We start from the raw sequence: 13,339 nt of genomic DNA on the forward strand, positions 1-13,339 counted from the left end.
ATATCCCGGTCAATGGATCGGGCCTATGTGACCTGGATTGCTCGATGGGTGGTTAGTTGGCTGAATCTCGACCATAATATGGACATGAATTCCTCGTTCCCCGGCGCCCAGGTGGTGGGCCGCATGGCGGCGGTGCTGCGTGCCGTCAGCACCGCGATGCCCAGGGGCATCTCCACGGCAGAGGTCGCACGAAGCACCGGGCTGGCCCGCCCGACCGTGCACCGGCTGCTCGCCGCGCTAACGGCCGAGGGGTTTTGCGACCACGACAACCAGGAGGGGCTGTGGCTGCTGGGCCCGGAAATGTACCTGATGGGGACAGTTGCGGCAGAACGCTACGACATCACCGAGATCGCCCGCGACCACGTTGCCGCCCTGGCCGAGGCGACGGGTGAAAGCGCATTTCTCTCGGTGCGGCGGGGAGACGAGACCGTGTGCCTGCTGCGGGCCGACGGGGCATTCCCGATCCGCTCCTTCGTGCTCTACGAGGGCAAGCGCTTCCCGCTCGGCGTGGCCTCGGCGGGGTTGGCGATCCTGTCGTTCCTGCCCGAAAAGGCGATCGAGCGCTACCTGGAAGGCCGGGACCTGGCTGCCGAGCATGGAAGCGACCACGCCCCCGACCCGTTGCGCAGGCGCATTGCCGAGACGCGGGCGCGCGGCTGGGCAGAGAACCCGGCACTGATCGTGGAGGGAAGCTGGGGGATGGGCGCCGCGGTCTTCGATGCCGCGGGCCAGCCCGCCTGGGCGCTGAGCCTGACCGGCGTCGAATCGCGGTTTTCCCCCGAGCGGCGTCCCGAGATGGGCCGGCTGCTGATGCACCACGCACACGAGTTGTCCAAGAGGTTGCGTAATGACCAAGTATCGCCCGCGCGCTGAGCCCAGCTCCCTGCGTTCAGCATGAATCTGTCCGAACCGTAGCCGTCCAAGGCACCTGGGATGAATTCAGCCCAGGGGTCTGCGAATCCAATCAGCCGTCGCAGGGCACCGCCGAAAGTTGGAATTCCCGCAGTGCCCCAGTGAAGTCCCCGAGGAAACTCGGGCGCAGGTCAGGAACGGTGGTGCAAGTTCCCTTCGAGCTCCGCCGCCAGTAGTTCCCTCGCCTGGGAAAGGTGCCCATCCAACGCGGTGGCCGCCCCTTCTGGGTCGCCGGCCTCGATTCGTTCCAGAATAGCCGCGTGCTCGGCAGCAATCCGAGCGGTGTCGAGCAGTTCCAGCGACTGCACGCGTGTCATGCAGAGTTGGACTTCACCCAACAGTGACCGGTACATCGCGCTGGTCCGCTGGTTGTTCATCGCGTCGACCAAGGCGGTGTGGAATTCCATGTCTGGGTCGATGACTGTCGTTGCCGGCTGCGAAATGCGGGCGGTAATTTCAGCATTCGCCCGCACTGCCGCCGGTGGCACTGTCGTGGTCGTTGCCAGCCGACGCACCACCTCGGATTCGAGGTAGGCCCTGGCAAAATAAATGTCCCTGACCGAGTCGGCACCCAATGTCTTCACTCGTGCCGTTTTGTGGGCACCGCGCTCCAAGAGGGAATCGGCAACCAGCCTCTCGATGGCGGCCTTGGCCGTCGGCCGGGCAACGTCGTAGCTTCCCGCAACGTCCGATTCGGTCAGCGCGGTTCCCTGTTCAAGATCGCCCTCATAGATTCGCCGGCGCAGGTCCTCGACGATTGCATCAATGATGGAAAGCGCGGTGACGCGTTGACTCATGAAGACGGGATCCTTTGACTGGCGGGCAACCGAGACAACAATCGTGACAGATTTTCTCGAATGCAGCTTGATACACAAGTGTACTTGTTAGACAATCATAGGGTCGGTGTGGCGCCGGTCTCAAGGCCGTCGCACAACCGACGGCAAATTTTCGATTCATGGAACGGAAGAGCCATATCTTGATTCCCACACTGCGCCGCGCGCTGGCCAATGACGACCAACTCACGCAGCGCCCCATCGACCTGCACGCCTACGCCAACGATGCCTCCCACTTCCTGTTGACCCCGCAGGCCGTGGCGATCCCGAACAATGCCGCCGAAGTCGGCGCCCTGCTGAAAGCCAGTGCCGAAGTCAACCTTCCCCTGACGTTCCGCTCCGGTGGGACGTCGCTCTCGGGGCAGGGCGTCACCGACTCGCTGCTGGTCGACGTGCGAAAGAACTTCAAGGACATCGATGTCTTGGACAACGGCGCCCGCGTGCGGGTCCAGCCCGGAGTCACCGTGCGAGCGCTGAACGCACGGCTGGCACTCTACGGTCGCAAGTTCGGACCCGACCCGGCTTCCGAGGCGGCCTGCACCATTGGCGGCGTTGTGGCCAATAATTCCTCCGGCATGCATTGCGGAACCGTTGACAACGTGTACCGCACCCTGGAGTCAGTGGTCATCGTTCTGACAAGCGGCACCGTCATCGACACCGGTGCCCCGGATGCCAACGAGAAACTTCGGGCCCTTGAACCCGCGGTCTTTGCCGGTCTCGAGGCCCTGACCAAGCGGGTGCGCTCCAATGCGGAATCGGTGGCGACCATCAAGCACCAGTTCTCCATGAAGAACACCATGGGCTACGGACTGAACTCATTCTTGGACTACGAAGATCCCGCGCAGGTCCTGGCACATCTCATCATTGGCTCCGAGGGCACCCTCGGGTTCGTGGCCGAGGCAACGTTTAGGACCGTGCCGGCGTACAAGCACGTCACCACATCCTTGATGGTCTTTGATGACCTGTTCACAGCCAACGAGTCGCTCGAGGCGCTGGTGGGATCCGGAGCGGCAACCGTTGAACTGATGGATTCACTGTCGTTGAAGGTGGGTCAAACTCTGCAGGGAGCCCCGCAGATCATCACAGACCTCAACGTGCATTCACATGCGGCATTCTTGGTCGAATACACGGCTTCGAGCGCCGAAGAGCTGGCCGATCGCCAGGCCACGGGAATGTCCCTGGCCAACTCGCTCAAACTCAGCGCCCCGGCGCAATTCAGCCCGGACACAAAGACCCGGACCCAATTGTGGAAGCTGCGCAAGGGCCTCTACGCCTCCGTTGCCGGTGCCCGGGCCCAGGGAACCACGGCATTGCTCGAAGACATCGTGGTTCCGGTTCCGGCGCTGGCGCGGACCTGCGCCGAACTCTCGGTGCTCTTTGACCGGTACGAATACGAGAACTCCGTGATCTTCGGCCACGCCAAGGACGGCAACGTCCACTTCATGCTCACCGACGGATTCCACACCAGCGAACAGCTCGGGCGCTATTCGGCCTTCACCGAGGACATGGTTGAGCTGGTGCTCGGAGAGGGCGGATCGCTCAAGGCAGAACACGGCACCGGCAGGGTCATGGCACCCTATGTTCGCCGCCAATACGGCGACGAACTGTACGACGTCATGCGCGAACTCAAGATGCTGTTGGACCCTGCGGGGTTGCTGAACCCAGGGGTCATCCTGGATGAGGACCCGAAGGCGCATTTACGCCACATCAAGGTCACGCCGGCCGTGGACCCGGAAGTCGACCGCTGCGTGGCCTGCGGTTATTGCGAGCCCGTTTGCCCATCGCGGAACCTGACCCTGACCCCGCGCCAGCGCATCGTGACGCTGCGCGCGATCGAGACAGCCAGACTGGCCGGCGACACCAAGCTTGCGGCCGAACTCGAGAAAGACTATTCCTACGAGTCTGTGGACACCTGCGCTGTCGATGGCATGTGCCAGACTGCCTGCCCCGTGGACATCAACACCGGGACCCTCGTGAAAAAACTGCGGGCCAAGAACGTGAACACGGTGGAAGGTTCGGTGTGGGATGCCGCCGCGCAGCACTGGTCGGCGGTGACCCGGGGCGCCGGCAAGCTGCTGGGTGTCGCAGACAAGGTACCGCTTCCGCTGGTGCTGGGCGCCAACAAGGCAGGACGCGCGGTGCTGGGTGCCGACGTGTTGCCGCTGTACTCGCCGGAGTTGCCGGCAGGCGGGCGTCAGAGAGCACGACCCGCACCGGCGCAAGAACCGGTGGCCGTGTACTTCCCCGCCTGCGTGAACACCATGTTCGGGCCTGCCGACCCACGGCAGGAAGGAATCCAAGAAAGCTTCGGTGCCCTGGCCCGGCGGACGGGAGTGGAATTGCTGGTTCCGGAGGGCATTGATTCGCTGTGTTGCGGGACCCCTTGGTCCTCCAAGGGCATGGAAAAGGGCAGGGCCAGCATGGGGGAGCTCACCATCTCCGCCCTGCGCGCCGCCAGCCGCAACGGCAAACTGCCGATCCTCTGTGACGCCTCATCCTGCACGGAAGGACTGCGCCACGCCATCGAGGAGGAAGTGCCTCCCGCAGGCGGCCTGCCACTGCGGATCATGGACGTGGTCGAATACACGGCCGAGCACATCCTGCCGCTGCTTCCCGCGGGAAAGAAGGTGGCCAGCCTCGCGCTGCACCCCACGTGCTCCTCCACCCGGATGGGCCTGAACCCGGCGCTGCAGACCGTTGCCGAGGCTGTTGCCGACACGATACAGATCCCCGAAAACTGGGGCTGCTGCGGATTTGCCGGGGACCGAGGGATGCTCCACCCCGAACTCACGGCATCGGCCACGGAGGTACAGGCCGCCGAGGTACGCGCCTTCGGCGCGACCACGCATGCCTCGTGCAATCGGACCTGCGAATTAGGCATGACCCGGGCGACGGATCATCCCTACGAGCACGTTCTGGAACTGCTGGAGCGCACCACGCGACCGTGATGCCGGGCCGACGTCCGCGAGCGCTCGCGGGCGTCGGCGGCTGCCCTTGCTCGGGCAGTGGAGACCTGAGAATTGTCGCGCTTGAATTGCCGCGCTCGAATTGCCCACGAGCATATCGGCCTCGGTCTTGTTGCAGACGGACTGAGTTCGGCGCCCTCGGCGCCGGGCGAGTTGTCGGCATGAAATACACCCGCTCCGGAAGGCATTTCGATCGGCAACCATGGGAACAGTAACTGCCATTTGACCAGTCCTTACTCGGTTAATTCGGTTCGGACGCAGGGCTCGCACCTCTTCGATGGCGGGAATGGGCTCGTTGACAAAGGTCTCGAATGCGCGCTTGACAGGTCGTGTGACTTGCCTCATTCTGGATTACTGTAAACCTTTACAGTTTTGGTGTCCGGCATCACTGATGCGGCATTTCGGACCATCAATTCGTCAACGAAGACAGTGAGAGTGAGGTACCGGCGTGGCCAATATCCACGATGTTGCGCGTGCCGCAGGGGTGTCCATCGCTACTGTCTCCCGGCACCTGGCGGGCCAACGGATCCGCTCCACTGCTGCCGTTGACAGAGCCATCGCGGAACTGGATTTTCGACCCAACACCAGTGCGCGCGGCCTGAGGCTGGGCCGCCACAACACCGTCGCGGCCATCGTTCCGGACATCTCCAACCCCTATTTTGCCCAGATCGTCCGCGGCCTCGAGGAAACCATCGCCCCGGCAGGTCTGCGCGTGGTCGTCGCCAGCAGCAACGAGGATGCCGACACCGAGGTCCAGTTGCTGAATCGACTCAGCGATGCAGTCGACGCATTTGTGCTGGTGCCCGCCATCGAATCCGATGCCACCAAGCTCGCGCTGGAAAGGATTGCGCTGCCCACGGTCTTGGTCGACCGCGTCCTGCATGAGGAATCGGCTTTCGACGTCGTCGTGGTGGACAACGCCGCCGGGGCCGAGCTGGCCGCCCGGCACCTGGCCGGGCTCGGCCACACGCTCCTGGCCATCATCAGCGGCCCCCAGACTTCCCTACCCGGCCGGATCCGCCACGAGCAATTCGTCGCCGCCGCCGCGGAGGCCAATGTCGAGATCCCCGAGCGTTTCCGCAAGATCGGGCAATTCACGCAGGACTTCGGATACGAGGCCACCCGCGAACTGCTTGCCGAACCGGAGCGACCGACAGCCATCTTCGTGGGAAACAACCTCATGGCCCACGGTGCGCTCAAGGCCCTGAACGAGGCCCACATCGCCGTTCCCGCCGAGCTGTCCATGCTGAGCTTCGACGACTTCGCCCTGGCGGAACTCCTGAACCCTCCGCACTCGGTCATCTCACGCCCGGCGGGCCTCGAAGGCCAGATCGCCGGAGAGCGGATCCTGCATCGGCTCGCCCAGCCGGACGCGCCTGCCGTCAAGCGCATCCTGCCGGTGAGCCTGACCCTGCGTGCCTCCACGGCTCCTCCTCCGCGCACGGCACCCTGAACGCTCCCTTCACCTCAGCATTCCCCGGCACCCAGCCCAGCACAAAGGACACGGCCCCCAAACATGAACCCGAACACGCCCCGCGCCAGCAAGGTAGTGGTCATTGGCAGCATCACGTGCGACCTGACCACGTTCTCCACCCGCCTGCCAAAGCCCGGCGAGACCATTCTCGGCAACGACTTTTCCATGGTCCTGGGCGGCAAGGGCGCCAACCAGGCGATCGCCGCCGCACGCGCCAACAGCGAGGTCCACATGATCGGCTGCGTTGGCGATGATTCCTTCCGGGACCTGGTGCTGGATTCGCTGAACGCCGAGAACATCGACACCACCTCGGTGCTCAGCGTCGCCGGTCCCACCGGAATCGCGCACATCCGTGTTGACGATTCGGCCGAGAACGACATCGTCATGGTTCCCCTGGCCAACGCCAAACTCGGCGTGCAGCAGGTCACCGACGCGCTGGCCGCACTCGGCGCCCCCGGCGACGTGGCCTTGATCCAGCTTGAGATCCCGCATGCAAGTGCGATCGCCGCGGCGCACCTTGCCCACGCCTCCGGCATGACCGTGGTGCTGGATCCCGCACCGGCGCCGGCCACCGCCTTGGATGAGTCGCTGTGGGCCTCGGTGGACATCGTGACCCCTAACGAAACCGAGGCCCGGCTCATCACCGGCATCAATGTCACCGATGCCGCCACGGCGGTCGAGGCCGGACGCTGGTTCACCGACCGTGGAGTAGGTCGGGCCATCGTCACTCTGGCCGGTGCAGGAACCGTCGTGGTCTCATCCGGGGGCGCGGAGCACTACCCGGCGTTCAAGGTGACGGCGATTGACACCACCGCAGCCGGGGACGCATTCGCCGGTGCGCTTGGCTCCGCCATGGCGGCCGGCAACGAATGGGAAGAAGCACTCAACACCGCCATGGCCTCCGGTGCGCTGGCCGTGACGGTCGCCGGAGCAAGCCCCAGCATCCCCACCCGTGCAGCGGTCGAGGAATTCCTCGCCGCACACAAATAAACCCAGGCCCCCGAACGACAAGGACGTCAAGCGTGCGCAAGAACAACGGAACACTGAACCCGGCATTGAGCCGGGTCATCTCCGAGACAGGTCACACCGACGAAATCGTCATCACCGACGCTGGACTGCCCATTCCGGCAAGCGTCGAGCGGATCGATTTCGCACTGAAGCCCGGCACACCCGGGTTCCTTGAGGTGCTGGATGTCGTGCTCAACGAGATGGAGGTCGAGGGAGTGGTTCTGGCCCGGGAGGTCCAGGACCAGAGCCCGGCGATGTTTAGCGAGATCAAATCCCGCTTCGATGAATTGGGCATTGCCCTGCAGCTGATCCCGCACACCGAGTTCAAGGAACGGACCAAGGGCGCCCGTGCGGCGGTCCGCTCCGGCGAAACGACCTCGTACGCGAACGTCATTCTCCAGGCCGGGGTGGTGTACTAGCCATGGCCGTTGAAATAGTCGAAATCCACAAGTCCTTTGGCGAGAACGAGGTCCTGCGCGGCATCAGCCTGTCCCTGGCTCCGGGGGAAATAGTGTCCCTGGTGGGGGAGAACGGCGCAGGCAAGTCCACGCTGACCAGCATCATCTCCGGCGCCCACAAGCAGGACTCCGGCAAGATCCTCATCGACGGGACCGAGCACAGGTTCTCCGCCCCGCAACAGGCCATGGCAGAAGGCATCCAGGTCATCTACCAGGAAATCAAGCAAAACCTCTTCCCGCACCTGGACGTGGCCACCAACCTCTTTGCCCGCGACCACGAGCGCAGCTTCGGCTCGCTGTTCGTCCGCAAGAACCTCATGCATGCCACGGCCGCCGAGGTCCTGGCCCGGGTGGGCCTGGACGTTGACACCCGCGCGCCGGTCTCCTCGCTGTCCGTGGGGGAGCAGCAGATGGTCCAGATCGCCAAGACCATCCACAACAAGGTGCGGGTGCTGATCCTGGATGAGCCCACCGCGGCCCTTGACCAGCGCGAATCCGAGCAGCTCTTTGAGCAGGTCAACAAGCTCAAGTCCGAAGGCGTGGCCATCATTTACATCAGCCACCGGCTCCCTGAGGTATTTGCCCTCTCGGACCACATTGTGGTGCTGCGCGACGGACAGGTCTCGCTGCGCGGGACCCCGGACGAGCTGACCGAAAAGCAGGTGGTTGCGGCCATGGTCGGTGAGCAGGTCGACGACTTCTATCCCAAGGAAGAACACGCCACGTCCACCGAGCGGCTGGTGGTTTCCGGGCTCTGCCGCGGCGACGACTTCCACGACGTCAGCTTCACCGTGAACGCCGGAGAGGTCCTGGGCATCGGGGGAGTGATGGGCAGCGGCAAAAGCGAGATCCTGCGCTCGCTCTTCGGACTCGAACAGGCGCAGGGGCAGGTGCGCATCGACGGGAAGGATGCACGGGCCAAGAGCCCCAAGCAGGCCATCTCCCGGTCCATCGCCTACCTGACACCCGACCGGCAGGCCGAGGGCCTTGCTTTGGGCCAATCCATCGCGCACAACCAGTCCCTGGCCACGCTCGAGGAGATCAGCGCCGGAGGCATCGTCAGCCGCTCCCGGGAGCGGGCACGGTCCCTGGAAGTCTCCGGCAAACTGAACATCAAGACCACCAGCGTGAACGCCCTGGTCTCGTCCCTGTCCGGCGGAAACCAGCAAAAGGTCCTGCTCGCGCGCTGGCTCTTGAGCAACCCGAAGGTCTTGCTCATGGACGAACCCACGCGCGGGGTGGACGTCGGTGCGAAGGCGGAGATCTACCGGATCATCCAGAACGCCGCGGCCGAGGGAATGGCCGTGGTGATGGTCTCCTCGGACCTCCCCGAACTGGTGGAGATGTCTGACCGGGTGATCGTCATGCGCAATGGCACCCCGGTCGCCGAGTTGAGCGGCCCCCAACTAACCCAGCATTCAGTCCTTGAACACGCTTTGGAGAGTACCTCGTCATGAATCGATTTGCAGCAGTAGCGGATCAACTCCGCGCGGTCTGGATGCTGGCCATCGTGGCCATCGCCCTGGTCATCGCAACCCCGTTGTTCCAGCAACCCACCAACCTCTTGAACATCCTGGTCACCGCGGCGGTGGTCACCCTGCTGGCCATCGGCCAGACCTATGTCATCATCCTGGCCGAGATCGACCTCTCCGTCGGCGCCGTCCTGGGTTTCAGCGCCATGTCTTCCGCCATGGTCATGGCCGAGCACGGCTTCGTTGCCGGCTTCCTCGTCGGACTTGGCGTTGGCGCCGGGGCCGGGCTGGTCAACGGACTGCTGGTCACCAAGACGAGGATGCCATCCTTCATTGCCACGCTGGCCACCATGTCGATTTTTGCCGGGCTGGCGCTGCAGCTCTCCCAGGGCAACCCGGTGGGCGTCACGTCCAACGCGTTCCTGGGCATGGGCCAGGGCAAGTTCCTGGGCATCGCCAACCCCATCTGGATCATGCTGCTGGTCGCCGCGGTCGCCGGATATGTCTTGGCCCGCACCAAGTTCGGCCGGGAGCTCTACGCCACCGGTGACAACGTCGAGGCGTCGAGGCTCTCGGGCATCTCCACCGATCGCGTCAAGATCCTGGCCTTCACGATCTCGGGCGTGCTCGCCGCCATCGCCGGATTCATCCTCACGGCCCGCCTGGGAACCGCCCAGCCGACGGCCGGCACGGGACTCGAGCTTGCAGCCATTGCCGCGGTCATCATCGGCGGCACGTCCCTGGCCGGTGGTCGCGGCGCCATCATCGGCACGGTGATCGGCGGCATCCTGCTGGCCACCATCGACAACGGACTGAACCTGCTCAACGTCTCGCCCTTCCTGCAGAACGTCGTCAAGGGCCTGGTCATCCTGATCGCCGTCTACCTTGACCGGAACTCGGGCATGCTGGCGCGCATCTTCAAGGGCACACCCGTGGGCAAGGCGACCAAGCGGCCCAATGGAAAATTCGTGCTTCCTGCCATCGCCGTGATCGTCGCCATCGCCGTCATTGCCGTCGTCACGGTGGTGAACCGCGGCAATTCCGCGGTCGCCGAGGCCAAGAGCGCGACCCTGGTCATCTCCACGCTGAACAACCCGTTCTTCGTCTCCGTTGCCGACGGGTCCAAGGCCCAGGCCGAGGCGGACGGGATTGCCTTGGATGTGCAAAACGCCAACAACGACGACACCGCCGCGTTGAACCAGGCCACCACGGCACTGGTGAAGAAGCCCGACGTTTTGATCCTGGACCCGACCTCGAGTGAATCGGGTGGCTCGATCGTGCAGCAGGCCAACTCCGCGGACGTTCCCGTGGTCGCCTTCGACCGCATGCCCGACAAGGGCGAGCTGCGTGCCTTCATCGGATACGACGCCGTGGAGGCGGGCAAGAACGGTGCCAAGGCCTTGTGCGAGGCCGTCGGCGGGAAGGGCAATGTGGCCGAGGTCCAGGGCATCTTGGGCACTTCCGTGGCACGCGACCGTTCCAATGGCTTCCGCGAGGGGATGAAGGAATGCCCCGGTGTGAAGATCGTGGCGACGCAGACGGCCAACTTTGACCGCGGAAAGTCCTTGGACGTCACCAACAACATCCTCCAGGCCAACCCGTCCCTTGACGGCATCTATGCGGCCAACGACGAAATGGCCCTGGGCTCGGTGGCCGCCGTGAAGTCCCGCAACCTTGTGGGCCAGGTGCAGATCGTCGGCAACGACGGCATCGGAGATGCACTGAGCGCGGTAAAGTCCGGCCAGATGTATGCGACAAACGCAGAGTCTCCCTTCGCCCTCGGCCAGGAAGTCGTGCGGATCGCCGGAGAGGTCGCCGCCGGAAACGACGTCAACAAGGAACAGGTCCTGCAGGGCCGGATCGTCGTCAAGGACGATGTTCCCGGATTCTGCGACTACCTCACCGGTCTCGGCGACGCCACCACATGCAAGTAACAGGCAACAAGACAGGAACAACGATGACCGAGAACACCGTGGACGGCCCCGAACTGGCCGGCCTGATTGACCACACGCTGCTGACGCCAGAGGCGACCCGGCAAGATGTACTGGCCGCGGCGGCCGAGGCGGCCGCGCTGGGCACCTATTCGCTTTGCGTCTCCCCGGCCATGCTGCCGCTGCCCGAAAGCACGGTTCCCGTGGTCGCAGTGTGCGGATTCCCCTCCGGCAAGCATTCGGCCGCCATCAAGGCCACCGAAGCCGCCGAGGCCGTGGCCAACGGCGCCTCGGAGATCGACATGGTCATCAACCTGGGCCTGGCCACGGCCGGGGACTTCGCCTCTGTGGAAGCGGAAATTGCCGCGGTCCGGGCGGCAGTGCCGGCACCGCGTGTCCTGAAGGTGATCATCGAATCGGCAGCGCTCAGCGATGCCCAGGTCATCGGCTGCTGCGAGGCATCCGAACGCGCGGGCGCCGATTTCGTCAAGACCTCCACCGGCTTCCACCCGGCGGGCGGCGCCAGCATCCACGCCGTGGAATTAATGGCCAAGACCGTGGGCGGGCGTTTGGGCGTCAAGGCCTCGGGCGGCATCCGTGACCGCGAAACCGCGCTGGCCATGATTGCTGCCGGTGCCACCCGGCTGGGGGTTTCGGGCAGCAGGAACCTGTTGCAGGGAACGGCGGCAACCTCGGGCTACTAATGCCCAATGCCAACGGGAGAAGGACGGTGCGCAAGCACCGTCCTTCTCCTTTTACCGACACTCACCGAGGGCACCGGCGCCGATTCCTTGCGAGTTGACCTACCGCGGTGTCCGCCCCGGTTCTAGGCTTGGAGCATGTCGCAGGAAGATCCGTCCTCCGCGGACATCGAAACGACCGACAGGCAAGCCGCCGCGAATGCAATGCCGCCCAAGACGGGGCACCGCACATTCATGCATGTGCTGGTCAATACGGCCCTCGCGAACGTCATCACCAGCTTCCTCTGGTTTGCCCTGACCTTCTGGGTGTATCTGGAAACCCGTTCGGTGCTGGCCACCGGGCTCATTGGCGGCACCTACATGCTGCTGGTTGCGTTCTTTGGCCTGTTTTTCGGGGTGCTGGTGGACAGGTACCGCAAGCACGCGGTGATGGTGGGTTCCACGCTGTTTACCGTGGCCTGCTTTGGGGTGGCCGGGGCAATGTTCATGCTGGTTCCCGAGGCCGATCTGATGAGCCTGACCGGGATCTGGTTCTGGCTTTTTGCCCTCGTGATCCTCATTGGCGCGGTGGTCGAGCAACTGCGCAACATCGCCCTGTCCACCACCGTGACCCTGCTGGTGCCCGCGGACCGCCGGGTCAACGCCAACGGCTTGGTGGGGACGGTGCAAGGCCTTGCGTTCATGATCACCTCGGTCTTCAGCGGACTGGCCATCGGGTTCCTGGGGATGGGAGGCGCGATCATCATTGCGCTGGTGGCCTGCGGTGCGGTGCTGGTGCATCTGCTGGTCCTGCGGATTCCGGAGCCAAAGATCGTGCGGGCAGAGGGGCGCGAGAACTTCGCCGATCTCCGTGCCGGCATCGCTGCGGTGCGGGCCACCCAGGGACTGTTTGCCCTGATCCTGTTCACCACCTTCAACAACCTGACCGGCGGGGTGTTCATGGCGCTGATGGACCCGTACGGCCTGACGATCTTCCCGGTGGAAATCTGGGGCGTGGTGCTCGGGGTGACCGCCACCGGGTTCCTGATCGGCGGCGGACTGGTGGCCAAGTTCGGCCTGGGCAAGAACCCGATCCGGACCATGCTGATCCTGGTGGCCTGCACCGGCGTGCTGGGTGCCACGTTCACGATCCGCGAGTGGTGGTGGCTTTATGCGGTGGGGATCTGGATTTTCATGATGATTATTCCCGCGGTGGAGGCGGCCGAGCAGACGGTGATCCAGAAGGTGGTGCCGTACAAGGTCCAGGGCAGGGTGTTTGGCTTCGCCATGACGTTCGAATCGGCCGCCGCTCCGATCACCGCGTTCATGATCGCGCCGCTGGCCGAGTTCTGGATCATTCCCTACATGGCCTCCGACCCGGGCAAGCAAAGCTGGGGTTGGCTGCTAGGGGAGGGGAACGCCCGCGGGATCGCGATGGTGTTCCTGGTTTCCGGGATCGCCTCGATCATTCTTGGGCTTGCTGCACTGGCGACCAGGTCCTACCGGCGGCTCTCGATCGCCTATGCCACGGCTCCGGAGAGCGCGCCGATCGCGGAGGGCCAACAGGACGTGGAAGCCACTTCCGACGACGATTCCTGAACGCCG

At 64.3% G+C, this 13,339-nt stretch carries 10 protein-coding genes; 9 read left to right on the top strand and 1 reads right to left on the bottom strand.

All coding sequences use genetic code 11. The features are described 5' to 3' along the window. The first annotated feature begins 84 nt into the window (after positions 1–84). Entirely contained in the window at positions 85–873 is a 789-nt protein-coding gene (locus Q2T94_RS09745; protein ID WP_436836825.1) for an IclR family transcriptional regulator, read from the top strand. Positions 874–1,043: 170 nt separating this feature from the next. Here Q2T94_RS09745 and Q2T94_RS09750 read toward each other — a convergent pair whose 3' ends face one another. Next, positions 1,044–1,709 (bottom strand): GntR family transcriptional regulator, encoded by a 666-nt coding sequence (locus Q2T94_RS09750; RefSeq protein ID WP_264268712.1) that lies wholly within the window; start codon positions 1,707–1,709, stop codon positions 1,044–1,046. A 158-nt stretch (positions 1,710–1,867) separates the two neighbouring features. Between Q2T94_RS09750 and Q2T94_RS09755 the strand changes: the two genes are divergently transcribed. The 8 genes from Q2T94_RS09755 (at position 1,868) to Q2T94_RS09790 (ending at position 13,333) form a co-directional block, all read left to right on the top strand. Next, positions 1,868–4,693, top strand: a complete 2,826-nt coding sequence (locus Q2T94_RS09755; RefSeq protein ID WP_302263947.1) for an FAD-binding and (Fe-S)-binding domain-containing protein — start codon at positions 1,868–1,870, stop codon at positions 4,691–4,693. Between the two features lie 466 nt (positions 4,694–5,159). After that, positions 5,160–6,164, top strand: coding sequence for a LacI family DNA-binding transcriptional regulator (locus Q2T94_RS09760; RefSeq protein ID WP_302263948.1), 1,005 nt, complete (start codon positions 5,160–5,162; stop codon positions 6,162–6,164). A gap of 63 nt (positions 6,165–6,227) precedes the next feature. Beyond that, positions 6,228–7,175, top strand: a complete 948-nt coding sequence (locus tag Q2T94_RS09765; RefSeq protein ID WP_302263950.1) for a ribokinase — start codon at positions 6,228–6,230, stop codon at positions 7,173–7,175. Positions 7,176–7,207: 32 nt separating this feature from the next. Beyond that, positions 7,208–7,612, top strand: a complete 405-nt coding sequence (rbsD, locus tag Q2T94_RS09770) for a D-ribose pyranase (RefSeq protein WP_302263952.1) — start codon at positions 7,208–7,210, stop codon at positions 7,610–7,612. 2 nt (positions 7,613–7,614) lie between these two features. Further along, positions 7,615–9,108 (top strand): sugar ABC transporter ATP-binding protein, encoded by a 1,494-nt coding sequence (locus Q2T94_RS09775; RefSeq protein WP_302263953.1) that lies wholly within the window; start codon positions 7,615–7,617, stop codon positions 9,106–9,108. Next, a complete protein-coding gene (locus Q2T94_RS09780; protein ID WP_302263954.1) occupies positions 9,105–11,057 on the top strand; it encodes an ABC transporter permease/substrate-binding protein in 1,953 nt (650 codons plus the stop codon). The genes Q2T94_RS09775 and Q2T94_RS09780 overlap by 4 nt, the downstream gene beginning before the upstream one ends. 23 nt (positions 11,058–11,080) lie before the next feature. Next, the gene (deoC, locus tag Q2T94_RS09785; protein WP_302263956.1) at positions 11,081–11,758 is read left to right on the top strand and encodes a deoxyribose-phosphate aldolase; all 678 of its coding nucleotides are present in this window, start codon (positions 11,081–11,083) and stop codon (positions 11,756–11,758) included. Positions 11,759–11,893: 135 nt separating this feature from the next. After that, complete coding sequence (locus Q2T94_RS09790; protein WP_302263957.1) at positions 11,894–13,333, top strand: MFS transporter; 1,440 nt, start codon at positions 11,894–11,896, stop codon at positions 13,331–13,333. The last annotated feature ends 6 nt before the right edge of the window (positions 13,334–13,339 follow it).

It is taken from the genome of Paeniglutamicibacter sulfureus, assembly GCF_030512175.1.
In the GTDB taxonomy this organism is placed as follows: domain Bacteria; phylum Actinomycetota; class Actinomycetes; order Actinomycetales; family Micrococcaceae; genus Paeniglutamicibacter; species Paeniglutamicibacter sulfureus.

Bases quoted from the DNA above. Each gene is read 5' to 3' on its own strand.
- deoC (WP_302263956.1), top strand. From the start codon at position 11,081: ATGACCGAGAACACCGTGGACGGCCCCGAACTGGCCGGCCTGATTGAC.
- Q2T94_RS09745 (WP_436836825.1), top strand. From the start codon at position 85: ATGAATTCCTCGTTCCCCGGCGCCCAGGTGGTGGGCCGCATGGCGGCG.
- Q2T94_RS09755 (WP_302263947.1), top strand. From the start codon at position 1,868: ATGGAACGGAAGAGCCATATCTTGATTCCCACACTGCGCCGCGCGCTG.
- Q2T94_RS09765 (WP_302263950.1), top strand. From the start codon at position 6,228: ATGAACCCGAACACGCCCCGCGCCAGCAAGGTAGTGGTCATTGGCAGC.
- Q2T94_RS09790 (WP_302263957.1), top strand. From the start codon at position 11,894: ATGTCGCAGGAAGATCCGTCCTCCGCGGACATCGAAACGACCGACAGG.
- Q2T94_RS09750 (WP_264268712.1), bottom strand. From the start codon at position 1,709: ATGAGTCAACGCGTCACCGCGCTTTCCATCATTGATGCAATCGTCGAG.
- Q2T94_RS09775 (WP_302263953.1), top strand. From the start codon at position 7,615: ATGGCCGTTGAAATAGTCGAAATCCACAAGTCCTTTGGCGAGAACGAG.
- Q2T94_RS09780 (WP_302263954.1), top strand. From the start codon at position 9,105: ATGAATCGATTTGCAGCAGTAGCGGATCAACTCCGCGCGGTCTGGATG.